This window comes from Lysobacter sp. 5GHs7-4 (genome assembly GCF_021284765.1).
Lineage (GTDB): Bacteria > Pseudomonadota > Gammaproteobacteria > Xanthomonadales > Xanthomonadaceae > Lysobacter.
Genome location: NZ_CP089924.1, coordinates 914,999 through 930,049, shown reverse-complemented (window position 1 = coordinate 930,049; position 15,051 = coordinate 914,999). Strand labels below are relative to the sequence as shown.

15 protein-coding genes are annotated in these 15,051 nt (G+C 70.1%); 9 read left to right on the top strand and 6 right to left on the bottom strand.

The window, feature by feature from the left end:
- Positions 1-109: 109 nt before the first annotated feature.
- A complete protein-coding gene (locus LVB77_RS03925; protein WP_232908910.1) occupies positions 110-871 on the bottom strand; it encodes a hypothetical protein in 762 nt (253 codons plus the stop codon).
- A 212-nt stretch (positions 872-1,083) separates the two neighbouring features.
- Between LVB77_RS03925 and LVB77_RS03920 the strand changes: the two genes are divergently transcribed.
- From LVB77_RS03920 to LVB77_RS03905, 4 genes are all read left to right on the top strand, one after another.
- Positions 1,084-1,653: a TetR/AcrR family transcriptional regulator gene (locus tag LVB77_RS03920; protein ID WP_232908909.1), complete on the top strand. Its 570-nt coding sequence runs from the start codon at positions 1,084-1,086 to the stop codon at positions 1,651-1,653.
- Positions 1,654-1,675: 22 nt separating this feature from the next.
- Entirely contained in the window at positions 1,676-2,140 is a 465-nt protein-coding gene (locus LVB77_RS03915; RefSeq protein ID WP_232908908.1) for a PaaI family thioesterase, read from the top strand.
- Entirely contained in the window at positions 2,137-2,652 is a 516-nt protein-coding gene (locus tag LVB77_RS03910) for a MaoC family dehydratase (RefSeq protein WP_232908907.1), read from the top strand. The genes LVB77_RS03915 and LVB77_RS03910 overlap by 4 nt, the downstream gene beginning before the upstream one ends.
- Before the next feature lie 101 nt (positions 2,653-2,753).
- Positions 2,754-4,112, top strand: a complete 1,359-nt coding sequence (locus LVB77_RS03905; RefSeq protein WP_232908906.1) for an MATE family efflux transporter — start codon at positions 2,754-2,756, stop codon at positions 4,110-4,112.
- A 115-nt stretch (positions 4,113-4,227) separates the two neighbouring features.
- Here the strand turns inward: LVB77_RS03905 and LVB77_RS03900 are convergent, their stop codons facing one another.
- Positions 4,228-4,437, bottom strand: coding sequence for a cold-shock protein (locus LVB77_RS03900; RefSeq protein WP_232908905.1), 210 nt, complete (start codon positions 4,435-4,437; stop codon positions 4,228-4,230).
- 313 nt (positions 4,438-4,750) lie between these two features.
- On the opposite strand from LVB77_RS03900, the gene msrB reads away from it, so the two are divergent.
- Entirely contained in the window at positions 4,751-5,218 is a 468-nt protein-coding gene (msrB, locus tag LVB77_RS03895; protein WP_232908904.1) for a peptide-methionine (R)-S-oxide reductase MsrB, read from the top strand.
- Between the two features lie 9 nt (positions 5,219-5,227).
- Here the strand turns inward: msrB and LVB77_RS03890 are convergent, their stop codons facing one another.
- Entirely contained in the window at positions 5,228-5,764 is a 537-nt protein-coding gene (locus LVB77_RS03890; protein WP_232908903.1) for a hypothetical protein, read from the bottom strand.
- A gap of 172 nt (positions 5,765-5,936) precedes the next feature.
- On the opposite strand from LVB77_RS03890, the gene LVB77_RS03885 reads away from it, so the two are divergent.
- Together LVB77_RS03885 and LVB77_RS03880 are read left to right on the top strand one after the other, a co-directional pair.
- Positions 5,937-6,236 carry a DUF3247 family protein gene (locus tag LVB77_RS03885; protein WP_232908902.1) on the top strand — a complete coding sequence of 100 codons (300 nt, stop codon included), beginning with the start codon at positions 5,937-5,939 and terminating at the stop codon, positions 6,234-6,236.
- Between the two features lie 110 nt (positions 6,237-6,346).
- On the top strand, positions 6,347-6,595 hold the full coding sequence (locus LVB77_RS03880; RefSeq protein ID WP_232908901.1) for a DUF3297 family protein: 249 nt from the start codon (positions 6,347-6,349) through the stop codon (positions 6,593-6,595).
- A gap of 94 nt (positions 6,596-6,689) precedes the next feature.
- On the opposite strand, the gene LVB77_RS03875 is transcribed toward LVB77_RS03880, so the two are convergent.
- On the bottom strand, positions 6,690-8,057 hold the full coding sequence (locus LVB77_RS03875) for an amino acid permease (RefSeq protein ID WP_232908900.1): 1,368 nt from the start codon (positions 8,055-8,057) through the stop codon (positions 6,690-6,692).
- Positions 8,058-8,245: 188 nt separating this feature from the next.
- Here LVB77_RS03875 and LVB77_RS03870 point away from each other — a divergent pair, with 188 nt between their 5' ends.
- Complete coding sequence (locus tag LVB77_RS03870; RefSeq protein ID WP_232908899.1) at positions 8,246-9,658, top strand: DUF1800 domain-containing protein; 1,413 nt, start codon at positions 8,246-8,248, stop codon at positions 9,656-9,658.
- A gap of 1 nt (position 9,659) precedes the next feature.
- Positions 9,660-10,799 carry a DUF1501 domain-containing protein gene (locus LVB77_RS03865; protein WP_232908898.1) on the top strand — a complete coding sequence of 380 codons (1,140 nt, stop codon included), beginning with the start codon at positions 9,660-9,662 and terminating at the stop codon, positions 10,797-10,799.
- A 13-nt stretch (positions 10,800-10,812) separates the two neighbouring features.
- On the opposite strand, the gene LVB77_RS03860 is transcribed toward LVB77_RS03865, so the two are convergent.
- A complete protein-coding gene (locus LVB77_RS03860) occupies positions 10,813-12,678 on the bottom strand; it encodes a hypothetical protein (protein WP_232908897.1) in 1,866 nt (621 codons plus the stop codon).
- Between the two features lie 41 nt (positions 12,679-12,719).
- Positions 12,720-15,002 (bottom strand): hypothetical protein, encoded by a 2,283-nt coding sequence (locus LVB77_RS03855; protein WP_232908896.1) that lies wholly within the window; start codon positions 15,000-15,002, stop codon positions 12,720-12,722.
- Between the last annotated feature and the right edge of the window lie 49 nt (positions 15,003-15,051).

The following is a 15,051-nucleotide window of genomic DNA, read 5'->3' as shown; positions in this document are numbered from 1 at the left end:
GCGCGGCAACCCGCGGTGAACATCGCCCGTTCATCCGCATGCGTTTTTTGCACGGTTCATGCAATTTGCACGCGACGCTAACGAACGCGTGCGCCTGCGTCAGGAATGCCTATTTATCGATCGGATACACGCTGGCGATGGGACAGCTGATCCGCGACAACACGCCGCCGCTGCGCGCGATGCCCTGACCCTCGCGCATCTCCGGCACCGCCACCACGGTGTCGCCGGGGTTGCCGCAGACCGCGCTGATGCCCATGCCCGAACGCAGTTCGATGGTGGTGGCGTCGAACAGTTCCGGGCAGCTGTAGGCCAGTTCCACCCGGTAATAACGATTGCCGCCCGAGCGCTGCGGCGAGACTTCCACCACCAGGCCCTTGCCGTCCTCGTTCCAGCCGCGCATGTAGCGCGGATTGAGGCAGTACTGCACCGATCCGCCGAAGCCGCGGCGCTTCTCCGCGCGCACTTCGACCGCGTCCAGGGTGGCGACGTCGCCGTGGCGGCGATGGCTGGCCAGCGCGAGTTCGGCGTAGGTCTTGGTGTCGATCTCGGCGACCGCGGCCACCGGGCACAGGCGCTGCCCGCTGCGCACGTATTCGTTGCCGGTACCGCAGACCCAGCCTTCGCGCGCGAGCACGCTGGCCTGCGCATCGGCGGCCGCGGCCGGGCAGTCTTCCTGCAGATCGACGCGGAAGCGGCGGCCGTCGTTCTGCACCACCGCCAGGGTGCGATCGGACGATTGCCGCACTTCGTCCATCGCGCGCGCGTCCAGGCACTGCGGCGCGGGCGCGCCGGCGCGCGTGGCCGCCGGCGCCGTCGCAACGGTGCCGATGGCGAAGGCAAGGGTCAGGGCAACAGCGGCAGGCAGGCGCATCGTGGTCCCGGGCAGTAACGCCGGCGCGGCGCCGGCCTGCGGATTAGACGCGAACTGCCGTGACCGGCGCCAGCGCGCGTCGGCGCCGCTTGTCCGCCTTGCGCCAGCCCGAACCGGCCCAGCTCGGGCGCTGGCCCTGGTTAAATGATGATCATCATCAAACCTGTTAGCATCGCCGAGCCCGGACCGCGCCGCGCCCACGGAGCCGAACCATGAAAGTCAGCCGCGAACAGGCCGCCGAAAACCGCGAACGCATCGTCGGCGCCGCCGCGCGCCTGTTCCGCGAACGCGGCTACGACGGCATCGGCATCGCCGAACTGATGCAGGACGCCGGCCTGACCCACGGCGGCTTCTACGGCCATTTCGATTCCAAGCTGGACCTGATGGCGCAGGCCTGCGACCACGCCGTCGCAGGCTCGCTGGCCTACTGGCGGCAGCTGATCGAGCGCGATCCCGAACACGCACTGCGACGCATCGCCGACGCCTACCTGTCCGGCGCGCACCGCGACCAGCCCGGCCGCGGCTGCACCTTCGCCGCCTTGGGCGCCGATGCCGCGCGCCTGGACCCGCCGGTGCGGCGCAGTCTCGGCCGCGCGCTGCGTTCCTACCTGGACCTGCTGACGCCGCTGCTGCCCGGACGCAGCCGCGCCGCGCGCCGCGAGCGCGCGCTGGCGACCCTGGCCAGTCTGGTCGGTGCGCTGGTGCTGGCGCGCGCGGTCGACGACCCGACGCTGTCGGACGAAGTGCTGCAGGCCGTGTCGACCTCCCTCTCCTCCCGCTGATACCCCCATCGGAACCCCCGCGATGACCGTCAACGTGTTCGAACTCGAATCCCTGCGCGGCCTCAACGGCCTCGACACCCTACGCGCGCTGCTCGCCACCGGCCGTCCGCCGCCGATCGGCGAGACCCTGGGCTTCGTCCTGAGCGAGGTCGACGAAGGCCGCGCCGTGTTCACCGGCACGCCCGGCCCGCACGCCTACAACCCGCTGGGCGTGATCCACGGCGGCTACGCCGCGACCCTGCTCGACTCGGCCTGCGGCTGCGCCGCGCACAGCGCGCTCAGCGCCGAGCAGGCCTACACCACGCTGGAGCTCAAGGTCGCCTATCACCGCGCCATGACCTCCGATACCGGTCCGGTGCGCGCCGAGGCCAAGGTGCTGTCGATCGGCAAACGCGTCGCCTACACCGAGGGCAAGCTCACCGACGCGCAGGGCCGCCTGTACGCCTCGGCGACCTCGACCCTGCTGGTGTTCGAGCGCAAGCCATGAGCGCGCCGGACACGCGCACCGATACCGCAGGCGCCGACGGTGCGTACTTGCAGGGCGCGCATTTGAAAGGCACGTACCTCGACGACCTAGCCGTCGGCCAGCGCTTCGAAACCGCGACCTGGACCGTCGACGCCGAACAGATCAAACGTTTCGCGCGCGAGTACGACCCGCAGCCGTTCCATCTCGACGAAGACGCCGCGCGCGCCAGCCTGTTCGAAGGCCTGGCCGCGAGCGGCTGGCATACCGCGGCGATCACCATGCGCTTGCTGGTCGAACGCGGCGTTCCCGCCGGCGGCCTGATCGGCGCCGGCGCGCAGATCGCCTGGCCGCGTCCGACCCGGCCGGGCGACACCCTGCAGGTGCACTGCGAGATCGTCGAGATCCAGCCCTCGCGCTCGCGCCCGGACCGCGGCCTGGTGGTGGTGCGCAACGAAACCCGCAACCAGCGCGGCGAGGTGGTGCAGACCTTCACCGGCAAGCTGATCGTATTCCGCCGGCCCGCCACCGCGTAGGCGATGCCGCGCGTCGGCGCCGGAGCCCACCCTGTCCGACGGCCATGGCGCGCGCCACCGCCGCGCGCTAACGTCCGCGCATCCTCGAGCACGCGACCGCCATGCAAGACCTGACCCAGGGCTCCATCCCCAAACACGTGCTGCGCATGGCCGCGCCGATCATGATCGGCATGCTGTTCCAGACGCTGTATTTCCTGATCGACCTGTATTTCGTCGCGCGCCTGGGCGATGCGGCGATCGCCGGCGTCGGCGCCGCCGGCAACGTGCAGTTCATCGTCATGGCGCTGACCCAGATCCTGGGCGTGGGCACGATGGCGCTGATCTCGCACGCGGTCGGGCGCAAGGACCGCGACGATGCCAACCTGGTGTTCAACCAGAGCCTGCTGCTGGCGCTGGCCTGCACCGCGATCACCCTGGTCGGCGGTTATGCGCTGGGCGGCGCCTATATGCGCACGCTGGGCGCGGACGCCGCCACCACCCAGGCCGGCATCGATTACCTCTACTGGTTCCTGCCGGGATTGGCGCTGCAGTTCGCGCAGATCGCGATGGGCTCGGCGCTGCGCGGCACCGGCATCGCCAAGCCGACCATGGTGGTGCAGATGCTCACCGTGATCCTCAACGCGATTCTGGCGCCGGTGCTGATCGCCGGCTGGCTGACCGGCAAGCCGATGGGCGTGGCCGGCGCGGGCCTGGCGACCTCGATCTCGGTCGCCGCCGGCGTGGCGATGATGGCGCTGTACTTCGCGCGTCTGGAAAAATACGTCGCCTTCGACCGCAGCCAGTTCCACGCGCGCCTGGAGGTGTGGAAGCGCATCCTGCGCATCGGCCTGCCGCCGGGCGGCGAGTTCGCGCTGATGTTCGTCTACATGGCGGTGATCTACTGGGTGATCCGCGGCTTCGGCGCCGAGGCCCAGGCCGGTTTCGGCATCGGCCAGCGGGTGATGCAGGCGATCTTTCTTCCGGCGATGGCGGTGGCGTTCGCGACCGCGCCGGTGGCCGGCCAGAATGTCGGCGCGCGCAAGCCCGAGCGCGTGCGCGCGACCTTCCACGCCGCCGCCGCGATCGGCACGGTGCTGATGCTGGGCCTGACCGCGCTGTGCCAATGGCGCGCGGACTGGCTGGTGGGTGCGTTCACCCACGAAGCCGCGGTGATCGCGGTCGCGGTGCAGTTCCTGGGCATCGTCTCGCTCAACTTCGTCGCCTCGGGGCTGGTGTTCACCTGCTCGGGCATGTTCCAGGCGCTGGGCAACACCCTGCCCGCGTTCGCGAGCAGTTTCAGCCGCATGTTGAGCTTTGCCGTACCGGCGATCTGGCTGTCGACCCAGCCGGGCTTCGAGCTGCGCCAACTGTGGCTGCTGTCGGTGGCCTCGGTGGCGCTGCAGGCGGCGATCAGCGTGGTGCTGCTGTTGCGCGCGCTGCGCCAGGCCGATGCGCGCATGGGCGAGGCGGCGCCGGCCTGATCGTGTCGATCGGATCGTGCCGGCCCGGCCGCCGCCGGCGGCCGCACAAACAAAAAGCCCGGCCTAGGCCGGGCTTTTCATTTCGGACCGCGCCCGAGGGCGCGTTCCTAAGCGCTTAGAGCGCCTGCACCGATTCAGCCTGCAGGCCCTTCTGGCCCTGGGTCACGGTGAAGGAGACCTTCTGGCCTTCCTGCAGGCTCTTGAAGCCCTGGGACTCAATCGCGCGGAAGTGCACGAACACGTCTTCGCCGTTCTCACGGCTGATGAAGCCGAAGCCCTTGGCATCGTTGAACCACTTGACGGTACCGGTTTCACGGTTCGACATTTTTGCTTGCTCCTTGGAACGTAATGGGTAATGCCGCTTGCGCGGCCTTGATGCTGGTTGCAAGGAGGAAGCCTGGTGCAACGATGGGCGGATCTGGGATCTACGGCATCGGGCCACGGTTCATGGTGACCCTTGACGAACACAGCACTCGATACGCTAGTCCGGATCGGTGAGAAATGCAAATGCCGGGTGCGCCGGCCCGGCTCCCCGTTCAGCTGAACGGGCCTGGAAAGCACCGTTCGCGTGCCCTGCACGCCCGTCGCGGCGGGCTTGCGTACCATTCCAGGCATCCCCGCCCCACCCGGAGCCCGCCATGACCGCCTTCGATCTCACCCCGCCCAGCGACGCCCAGCAGCAGGCCCTCAGCGCGGGCCTGAGCGCCGAGGAAAGCAAGGTGCTGCTGCAGCACGGCACCGAGGCGCCGTTCTGCGGGGTGTTCTTGGACAACAAGCTGGACGGGGTCTACACCTGCCGCTACTGCGGCCTGCCGCTGTTCCGCTCCAGCACCAAGTTCGACTCCGGCACCGGCTGGCCCAGCTTCTTCGCGCCTTACGCGCCCGAGCACGTGCGGGTGGTGCGCGACACCAGCTACGGCATGATCCGCGAGGAAATCGTCTGCGCGCGCTGCGGCAGCCACCTGGGCCATGTGTTTCCCGACGGGCCGCCGCCGACCGGCGAGCGCCACTGCCTGAATTCGGTCTCGCTGGCCTTCACGCGCCAGGGCGAGGCCCTGCCCGACCCGTTGCAGCGCGGCGGCGCCGAGGCTGCGCCGGCCGACTGAGCCGGCGCCTCAGAACGCGTCGCTGCCTGGCCGCGCCTCGATCCCCAGCGCGCTGCTGAGCACCTGCATGGCCTCGTCGTCGCGGCGCAGGGCGATCCAGCCGGCGTGGCTGTCGCTGCCGGTGTTCCAGGTCCATAGCGTGTAGCCGTGTTCGCGCAGGCGGTCGTGCGCGGTCGCCATCAGCGCGGGGACATCGGTGCCGTCCAGGAACTCGGGATCGGTAGGGTCGTCGTGGCCCCAGTCGATGCGCAGGTTCCAGCGCGCGGCCAGCTCGTTGATGCTGTCGATGAAGGACTCCACGTCCTTCCAGTCGACGTAGTAGCCGGCCTTCCAGTCGATCGCGTCCTTGATCAGCCAGACCGGTTCGTCGGTCTCGCCGCCGGCCTCGGCCAGGGCTTCGCGGTAGTCGGCGAACTGCTGCAAGGCCGACTCTTCGTCGCCGGGGTTGATCATCAGCAGCAATTGCCAGACCAGAGCTTCGGGCGTGGCCTCGTCGAGGTCGCCGTCGTAATCGTCGCTGTCGTAGTCGTCGTCGGGTAGGTGCATGGCGGTGCTCGCGGCGGGGGAACCGGCAGGCGGATGCCTGGCCGCAGCCTCGCAAAATCGGCTGCGCGCGCCGGCAGTGTGCGGGCTGCGCCGACCGGCGGTCCAGCGTTCGCTTCACCTGCGCTTGCGCGGCGCGCGGCTACAGTCGGCGCGACCGAACGAGGGAATCGCCATGTCCCGCAACGCCGACCGCGTCTACACCGCGCCCGCCGACATCGCACAATTGGAAGCGCGCATCGCGCAGCTGCCCGACGACGCCCGCGTGGAACTAGGGCTGCGCGACGGCGGCACGCTGCGCGGCGTGGTCGCGGCGCGGCCGACGCTGCAGTCCTTCTACGGACCCGGCGACGAGGAAGGGTTCAACGGCGTGCTGCGGCTGGAGCTGGCCGGCGGCGGCCTGCGCGACCTGTGGCTGGATGAGATCGAAACCGTGCGCGCCCTGACCGCCACCGAGCTGGACCGGCCCGGCTGAGGCGACCGCGGCCGGCGCGACGCGTATCCTGTGCAACCGGCGCCGCCCCGCGAGCGCCGCGTCCGCAACCCGCGCCCGACCGGGCGCCACCAGCCGCAGCGAACACGACGATGACCGATACCCCGCCCGACCGCCTGTCCAACGACCCGCGCAGCCCCTTCCACGACGATTCCCTGCTCGAGCGCGGCATCGGCATCCGCTTCAACGGCCAGGAGCGCCACAACGTCGAGGAATATTGCGTCAGCGAGGGCTGGGTGCGCGTGCCGGTGGGCAAGGCGCTGGACCGCCGCGGCAATCCGATGACGATCAAGGTCAAGGGCGAGGTCGAGGCCTACTTCCTGACGCCGGCCAAGGAGTAAGGCCGCATCCGGCCTGCGTCCGTCGCGGACGCAATCGCCGCAGGACGCCTGGCCAGACGGCGGCGCGTGAGCGCGCCGCCGCAAGCCCGCAGCATTATTGCGGCGCGCGCTTACCCAGCCCCAGCGCGTAGTACAGCACCACCAACAGGATCAGGAAGGCCGGGCCGACGAACAGCGCGATGCGGGTGTCGGGAAAGTAGGCCATCAGGCCGACCACCAGCACCAGGAAGCCCAGCGCGATCCACGAGCCGATCGGATACAGCGGCATCTTGAACTCCAGCGCATCGCGCTGGGCCGGGCTCAGGCCGGCGCGGAACTTGCGGTGCGACAGCAGGATCACCGCCCAGGTCCAGATCGCGCCGAAGGTCGAGATCGAGGTCACCCAGACGAACACCTTCTCCGGCACCAGATAGTTCAGCAGCACGCCGAACAGCAGCACCGCCACCGACACCAGCACCGCCTTGCGCGGCACGCCGCTGCCGGAGGTGATGGCGAAGGTGCGCGGCGCCTGGCCCTGCTGGCCCAGGTTGTAGAGCATGCGCGCGGTACTGAAGATGCCGCTGTTGCACGACGACAAGGCCGCGGTCAGCACCACGAAATTGATGATGCCGGCGGCCTCGCGGATGCCCAGGCGCTCGAAGGTCATCACGAACGGGCTGCCGGTGGTGCCCAGCTCGTTCCAGGGATAGATCGACAGGATCACGAACAGCGCGCCGACATAAAAGATCACGATGCGCCAGAACACCGAATTGATCGCGTCGGGAATCGACTTCTTCGGATTCGCGGCCTCGCCCGCGGTCAGGCCGATCATCTCCACGCCCAGATAGGCGAACATCACCATCTGCAACGACATCAGCACGCCCTTGGCGCCGTTGGGGAAGAAGCCGCCGTGCGACCACAGGTGCGAGATGCCGGTGGCCACGCCGTTGTTGCCGAAGCCGAACACGATCATGCCCAGGCCGCCGACGATCATCAGCACGATGGTCACGACCTTGATCATCGCGAACCAGAACTCGAACTCGCCGTAGGCGCGCACCGCGATCAGGTTGACCGACCCCATCGCCGCCAACGCCGCCAGCGCCCAGGCCCATTGCGGCGTGCCCGGGAACCACACCTGCATGTAGATGCCGACCGCGGTGATCTCCGCCACGCAGGTCACCAGCCACAGGAACCAGTAGTTCCAGCCGGTGAGATAGCCCGACAGCGGGCCCAGGTAATCGCGCGCATAGCGGCTGAACGAGCCCGCGACCGGGTTGTGCACCGCCATCTCGCCCAGCGCGCGCATGATGATGAAGATCGCCGCGCCGCCGAGCAGATAGGCCAGCAGGATGCCGGGGCCGGCGAGCTTGATGGCGTTGGCCGAGCCCAGGAACAGGCCCACGCCGATCGCCGCGCCCAAGGCCATCAGGCGGATGTGACGCTCGCCCAGGCCGCGATGGAGGTCTTGCGGTTCGCTCTGCATTGCCACGTTCTCCTGGTCGCGCACCGGCGGCGGACCTGCGCTAGCGCGGCGCGGCGCGCCGATTGCCCGCAACCCTACGCCATGCGGACCCGCGCGTGTAGAGGCGCCGGTCGCAACCGCGGGCCGCGCCGTGTCAACCGCGTCCGCGGAGGGGCGTTGTCATCCAGGTCCCCCAAGGAGAGCGCGACATGACCACCCGCGAAAGCGTGAGCGCGGTCAATCGGTTCGGTCTGGGCGCGGCGCCGGGCCAGTTGGCGCGCATCGGCGATCCGCGCGCCTGGCTGCACGCGCAATTGCGCGGCGACGGCGCGCAGGCGCGGTTCGCCGGCCTGCCCGCCAGCCTGGACTACGTCCGCCGCGAAGCCGACTACTACCGCGAGCGGCAGGCGGCGCGGCGCCAGGGCGAATCCGCCAAGGACGTCGCCAACTTCGGCCAGCGCTTCCGCGAGGATCAGTTGCACGAGTTCGGCCGCCGCTACCAGGTCGCCGTCGCCAGCGATCAGGGCTTCGTCGAGCGCCTGGTGCGGTTCTGGTCCAATCACTTCGCGATCTCGATCGACAAGCGCGCCGCCGCGCTCTATGCGGCGCCGATGGAACGCGAAGCGATCCGGCCGCACGTGCTGTCCAACTACGCCGATCTGCTGCTGGCGGTGGAAACGCACCCGGGCATGCTGCGCTATCTCGACAACGTGCGTTCGGTCGGCAACGACTCGCCGCTGGCGCAGCGCGCGCGCCGGCGCAGGGCGCGCGCGGACGGCGACGCGCCCAAGCGCGAGCCCGGCCTCAACGAGAACCTGGCGCGCGAAATCCTGGAGCTGCATACGCTGGGCGTGGACGGCGGTTACGCGCAAGCCGACGTGACCGAGCTGGCGCGCGCGATCACCGGCTGGGGCGTGCCCACGACGCGCGAGCTGGCTGCGGGCCGCGCCTCTTCGGCGTTCGTGTTCCGCGCCGCCGCGCATGAAGGCGGTACGCGCCAGGTGGTCGGCCGCCGCTACGCCGAAGGCGGACTGGAGCAGGGCCGCGCGATCCTCGCCGACCTGGCGGCGCATCCGTCCACCGCGCGCCATCTGTCGTACAAGCTCGCCCGTCATTTCGTCGGCGATACGCCGCCGCCGGCGCTGGTCGCGCGCTTGACCGCGGCCTGGCAGCGCAGCAACGGCGACCTGCCCACCGTCTATGCGGCCCTGATCGACGCACCCGAGGCATGGGGCGAGGGCGCGCGCAAGTTCAAGACGCCCGACGAGTTCGTGGTCTCGGCGCTGCGCGCCAGCGGCGCGACGCCGGGCGATAAGCCGCGCGCGCTGATCGCCCTGCTCGCGCGCATGGGCCAGCCGCCGTTCACGCCGCGCTCGCCCGCGGGCTATGCCGACGAGGCCGCCGAATGGAGCGGACCGGACGGGCTGTGGAAGCGCGTGCAGGCGGCGCAAAGCCTGTCCGAATCGGCGCCGGCCGCGCGCGTGGATGCGCTGGCGACCGCGCGCGAGCTGTTCGCCGACGCGCTGGATGCCGACACCGCCGGCGCCTTGCGGCGCGCCGAATCCCCGCGCGACGGACTGGCCCTGCTGTTCGCCAGTCCGGCCTTCCAATGGAGATGCTGAGATGCGACTGAGCCGACGCCACTTCCTCGGCGCCGCGGGCGCGGTGACCACGCTCAGCCTGTGGCCGGGCCTGAGCGCGCTGGCCGCCGACGGCGACACCCGCCTGCTGGTGGTGCTGCTGCGCGGCGGCGTCGACGGCCTGCACGTGCTGCCGCCGCGCGGCGATGCCGATTACGCGCGCCTGCGCGGCGCATTGGCGCCGCGCGACGCGCTGGCCTTGAACGCCGATTTCGCCCTGCATCCGGCCTTGCCGTTCGCGCACGGCCTGTACGCGCGCGGACAGCTGCTGCCGGTGGTCGCGATCGCGCCGCCGTATCGGCAGCGCTCGCATTTCGAAGCGCAGGACTGCCTGGAGAACGGCACCGCCAGCGCCAGCGGCGCGTCCACCGGCTGGCTCAACCGCTGCGTCGCCGCGCTGCACGGCGGCCAGGCGTTGTCGGTCAGCGCGGTGATGCCGCTGATCATGCGCGGCCCGGGCGCGGCCACGACCTGGTCGCCGCCGCTGCCCGAAGACGTCAACCCGATCCTGCTGCAGCGCCTGCAATCGCTGTACGCGGCCGACCCGCGCTTGTCCGACGCGTTCGCGCGTGCGCTGGACAGCCAGGGCGTCGGCATGGACGCCGCCCGCGCGCGCGGCGGGCGCCTGCCGCAGGCGATGACCGCGGCGGCGCGATTCATGGCGGCGGCCGACGGGCCGCGCCTGGGCTTCGTCGAGGACTCCGGCTGGGACACCCACAGCAATCAGGCTGCGGTGCTGGCGCGCAAGCTGGGCGAACTCGACGCCGGCCTGCGCGCATTCCACGACGGCGCGCCTGCGGTCTGGGACCGCACCGCGATCGCCGTCGTCAGCGAGTTCGGCCGCACCGCCGCGGTCAACGGCACCGCCGGCACCGACCACGGCACCGGCGGCCTGGCGCTGTTGGCCGGCGGCGCGGTCAAGGGCGGCCGCATCGCCGGCGATTGGCCGGGACTGGCGCCGTCGGCGCTCAACGAGGGCCGCGATCTGCGCGCGACCAGCGATCTGCGCGGCTTGTTCAAGGGTCTGTTGAGCGCGCATCTGCGCATCGGCGATAGCGCGCTGGAGACGCAGGTGTTCCCGGACAGCCGCGCCGCGCCCGCCATGCGCGGGCTGGTCGCCTGACGCGCCCCCGCGCTCAGATCCAATACAGCAGCAGGATCACCAGCAGCACGTAGCCCGCGACGGCGGCCCCGGCTAGCAGCAGGCCGTGCGAGGCGAACCACAGGAAGATCAGGTAGCCCAGCAGCGACAGGCCGACCAGCAGGCCCAGCCACACCAGCACGCACAGCGTGGACACCACCGCCAGCAAGGGGTTCTTCTTCTTGGCGCTTTCGAAGGTGCGCAGGCCCGCGCGTTCGCCGCCGACCACGTAGGACGCGATCGCCGCCAGCTTGTCCTGATCGTCCACGTCCACGCCGGTGGAATGCGCGCCACGCGAGTATTCGAGATTGTCGACGGCCGCGCTCAGGCCGGACGCGCCGAAACCGTCGAAGCCGGCACCGCCCAGGTCGAACAGGCCCTGCCGGCTGTCCAGCCGGAACAGGTCGGCGATCTGCTGGAACATCTTGGGAAAGATCGCCACCACCCAATCGCGCGTGGCCACGACGTTGACCACGCTCTCCACGCGTCCGCCGTCCACCAGCTCCGTCCACGGATAGCCATAGGGCATCACGCTGCCGGCGAAGAACACGCGGCGCACGCGGATGGTCACGTAGCGCAGCAAGGCGCTGCCGAGGATGTAGGTGCCGTTGCTGTGGCCCACGTAGTCCATCGACTTGGCATTGGGATAGCGCGCGACGTGCTCGGTGTAGCGGTCCATGAATTCGCGCACGTTGCGCTGGCGATCGAACGGCAGCAGGAAGCGCGCCATCGGAAAGCGGCCGTACTTGGCGCTGAACACCGCGACCCGTTCGGCGTTGCCCTCGTAACGCCGCCGCACCTCGTCGCGCACGCGATCGGTCCATTCGCCCAGATCGCGGATGCCGTGCATCACATAAACCAGACGATCGACCTCGCGATCTTCCTTCATCTCCACCAGGTCCGGCTCCAGCTCGTCCACGCGACCGCGCAAAGCCAAGGCGATCATCCTGCGCCGCTCCAACGCCGCCGGCGTGCTGGTGTCGTCCAGGGCGCCGCCGATCTCCTTGTGCCCGGTCTGGGCCAGGGTCTTGAACAAGGTGCCTGCGGCGGTGCTCAGATCCTGGCCGTCTTCCTTCGACACCAGATCGTCCTCGCTGCCGATCAGCTGGATGACCTGCGGAAAATGCTGGCGGCCGGCGACCACGTCCTCGGAACGCGCGAGGCGGACCCACTGCAGACGGGTGTCGGCGATGAACGAGGAGCCGCGGTGCATGGCGGAGATCAGGCGACCGATGCCGAGGAAACCGGCGAGGAACTCGCCCAGGCGGATGCTCAGATAGGTCGGCCACGACATCAGGTCCGGCCGTGGGTCCACGCTCCATCCGCGGTTCATGCCGGCCAGCAGCACTACCCGTTCGATCGTGTCGACCCAGGCGCGCTTGCCGCGCCGGCCGAACGCGACGCGGTCTTCTTCCTCGCCGTAGGCCCAGACCAGCGCCTTGCGCAGCAGCGACGCACCGGCGCTGTAGCCGACCAGGACCACGCGCCGGTACTGCCCGCGCTTGAATTCGGCGTGGATGCCCTGCTCGATCGCATCGGCCACCGCGCGCGCGTCGGCGCTGCTGGTGAAACCGCGCAGCCAGCTGTCGTGGTAGTCCACGACCAGATGGTCCGCTTCCGGCCAGGTCTCGGCGATCAACGCCAGCGCGCCGGCGAACTTCACCACCCCGGGCATGCCGTGCACCGCCACCACCAGGGTGTCGGCCGCTCCCGCCGCCGATGGGCGCAGCACCAGCCGCGTCTCTCGCGGGCGCGTCAGCGCGCGCGCGATCGTGCGCAGCAGCAACCACGACAGCCCCAGCGAGGAGACCAGGACCAGGCCCGGCCACACCATCGTCCACACCGCCACCAACCAGGCCATACCGCCTCCTCAGTCCTTAAGGAATCGCGCCGCAGTCCCGCTTAGGCCCGGCCTCCGACCACCAGGCTCTTGTCCTGATTGCCGTCGCGATAGGCGACGGTCAGCGTGGTCGCATAGGCCTTGCCGTCGCGCACCGAGGACGGCAGCTCGGCGGCGAGCAGGCTGGCCACCGCGCGCAGCAGGAAGGTCTGTTCGAACGCGCCGCGCATCAGGGCGAAGTGGTCGTCGAAGTCGCCCCAGTCGCCACGCACCTCCAGCAGATGGATCATGCGCGCCGCGCCGCTGCGCAGCTGTCCCCAGCGGTTCCAGAACCGGCGCTGATCGACGTCCGAACGCAGCAGCACCTGATAGACCGTCCACGGCGTCTCGCCCTTGGTTTCCTGCCCGGTCAGACCGCCGCCGTACTCGCGCAAGCTCTTGGCGATCAGCTGCTTGAGCGCGCTGCCGCTGGCGTCGGGGCGGCGACGGTAGGCGTCGAACAACGGCGTGTACACGCCCTCGCGGCTGCTGCAGGTCGCTCGCGCGTCCTGCTTGGCGTACCAGGGCAAGGCGCGCGCCGCATGCCGCACCCAGGCCGCGTCCTCGGCTTTCGACAGGACCTCCATCGCCTGGCGCAGGCCGTGGTCGCTGAGCATCACGCTCAGGCGCGGCTTGCACTCGCCGGCGCCGCCGAGCACGTCTTGCAATTGCGTTTGCAGCGCCGGCGCCGCGGACGCATCGATCACGCCCCACAGCACGGCGTCGTCGACCACGCGCGGCAGTTCGCTGCCGGTCTTGATCCGGCTTTCCTCCCACCACAGCTGCAGGCCGCACTTGAAGTCGCGTGCGGCGGTCTGCTGCGGCGCGCGCGCTTCTTCCAGGTCGGCCTTCAGCGAGGCGCCGTACTCGGTGGTCCAGGTGTTGGCGTTGGCGGTGTAGCGGGTGCTGCCCAGGTAGGCGCGCGTGAGCGCTTCGGCGTTCGGCGAGACGTAGCGCCGGCTGACGAAGCGGTCCTTGCGCTCCTGCTTGCTCTTGAGGTCGAACCAGGTGCCCACGCCCAGGCTGAAGCCCCAGGCGCGCACGCGTTCCACGGTCTTGTGATGCAGGAAGAAGTCCAGCGCGTAGCCCGGACCGGTGTAGGCCAGCACGCGCGCGAAATCGAAGTTCAAAAGCGCGCCGTGCAGGCGCGACAGCGCGTCCTCGGACAGGCCAGCCTCCAGCAGCGAAGCCTCGCTGCTCAGGCGGGTGTACTCGTAGGCGAAGCCCAGGGTGACCTTGGTCTTGGCGATCTGCTCGATGCGCTGCGTCAGCGTTTCGGTGAGCTCGCGCAGCTTCTTCTGCAGCGGCTTGAGCGGGTTCTTGTCTTCCAGGCCGAAACGGTCGGCCAGCGCGGCGACGACGGACCGGTAGCGCTCGGGCACGCGGTCCAGGGACGTGGCCTCGTCGATCGCCTTCAGCGCCGCGGTGGGCGCGTCCAGCACGCCGGCCACGACGTTGCCCAGCACCTTCTGCACCGCGGCCGGATCGGCGAACTCGATCTGCACGCCGGCCTTCGCCTCGAAGCGGGTGTCGTGGACCACGCTCTTGCGCACGGCGACGCGGAACGCGCGATCGCCGGACGCGCGCTCGCGCACGAAGCACAGGGTGAAGTCGTCCTCGACGGTGGCGGTGAAGCTGGCGCCCGCGCTGGCGCCGATGTTCACCAGGAACGCGCCGGTCTGGTTGGCGCCCAGCACGTCGGCCAGGCCGTGCAGCGAGCTGGAGAAGATGTCCGACCAGCTCACGCTGAGGCTGGCGGTGAGCTTGCCGCGCGCCTTCAGCGCGACCGCGTCGCCGACCGACAGCGAGGCGATGTCGGCGGCCGACAGCACGCTGGCGATCTCGTTCACGTCGGCCAGGATCGCGTCGCCGATGCGCACGGCGGCATCGTGGCGCTTGTAGCAGAGCAGGCGCAGCGAACGGTCGCCGCTGATGCTGCCGCCGGCGCTGCCGATCTTGGCGGTGGCCTTGGCCGTGGCCGCGGCGCTCAGCGAATACTTGAGCCAGGCGTTGCCGGGTTGGAACGCCAGCTGCGGCCGCCAGTCGACGGTGGTCTTGGCCGGATCGACGGCCTCGCCGCGGCTGCCGATCACGCCGTCGTCGTCGGCATCGTCGGCGCTGTTGTACAGATGCACCGCGGCGGCGATGCTGGCGCCGAACACCGCCTTGATCGCGCCGCTCTGCGCCGTGGTGTCGGCGCCCTTCTGGTAGTTGAGCAGCTCGGTCTGGACCGAGGCGTCCTTGAGCGGTTTGGCGGCGATGCCGGCCAGCTTGTCGACCAGATCGGGAATCGCAATCTTGCTCATGACAGCCTTCCTTGGACTCGGATAGGAGTAGGGCCGGACGACCGGGTCC

Coding starts and splice junctions, on each gene's coding strand:
- LVB77_RS03925 (WP_232908910.1), bottom strand. CDS start 871: ATGCGCCTGCCTGCCGCTGTTGCCCTGACCCTTGCCTTCGCCATCGGC.
- LVB77_RS03920 (WP_232908909.1), top strand. CDS start 1,084: ATGAAAGTCAGCCGCGAACAGGCCGCCGAAAACCGCGAACGCATCGTC.
- LVB77_RS03915 (WP_232908908.1), top strand. CDS start 1,676: ATGACCGTCAACGTGTTCGAACTCGAATCCCTGCGCGGCCTCAACGGC.
- LVB77_RS03910 (WP_232908907.1), top strand. CDS start 2,137: ATGAGCGCGCCGGACACGCGCACCGATACCGCAGGCGCCGACGGTGCG.
- LVB77_RS03905 (WP_232908906.1), top strand. CDS start 2,754: ATGCAAGACCTGACCCAGGGCTCCATCCCCAAACACGTGCTGCGCATG.
- LVB77_RS03900 (WP_232908905.1), bottom strand. CDS start 4,437: ATGTCGAACCGTGAAACCGGTACCGTCAAGTGGTTCAACGATGCCAAG.
- msrB (WP_232908904.1), top strand. CDS start 4,751: ATGACCGCCTTCGATCTCACCCCGCCCAGCGACGCCCAGCAGCAGGCC.
- LVB77_RS03890 (WP_232908903.1), bottom strand. CDS start 5,764: ATGCACCTACCCGACGACGACTACGACAGCGACGATTACGACGGCGAC.
- LVB77_RS03885 (WP_232908902.1), top strand. CDS start 5,937: ATGTCCCGCAACGCCGACCGCGTCTACACCGCGCCCGCCGACATCGCA.
- LVB77_RS03880 (WP_232908901.1), top strand. CDS start 6,347: ATGACCGATACCCCGCCCGACCGCCTGTCCAACGACCCGCGCAGCCCC.
- LVB77_RS03875 (WP_232908900.1), bottom strand. CDS start 8,057: ATGCAGAGCGAACCGCAAGACCTCCATCGCGGCCTGGGCGAGCGTCAC.
- LVB77_RS03870 (WP_232908899.1), top strand. CDS start 8,246: ATGACCACCCGCGAAAGCGTGAGCGCGGTCAATCGGTTCGGTCTGGGC.
- LVB77_RS03865 (WP_232908898.1), top strand. CDS start 9,660: ATGCGACTGAGCCGACGCCACTTCCTCGGCGCCGCGGGCGCGGTGACC.
- LVB77_RS03860 (WP_232908897.1), bottom strand. CDS start 12,678: ATGGCCTGGTTGGTGGCGGTGTGGACGATGGTGTGGCCGGGCCTGGTC.
- LVB77_RS03855 (WP_232908896.1), bottom strand. CDS start 15,002: ATGAGCAAGATTGCGATTCCCGATCTGGTCGACAAGCTGGCCGGCATC.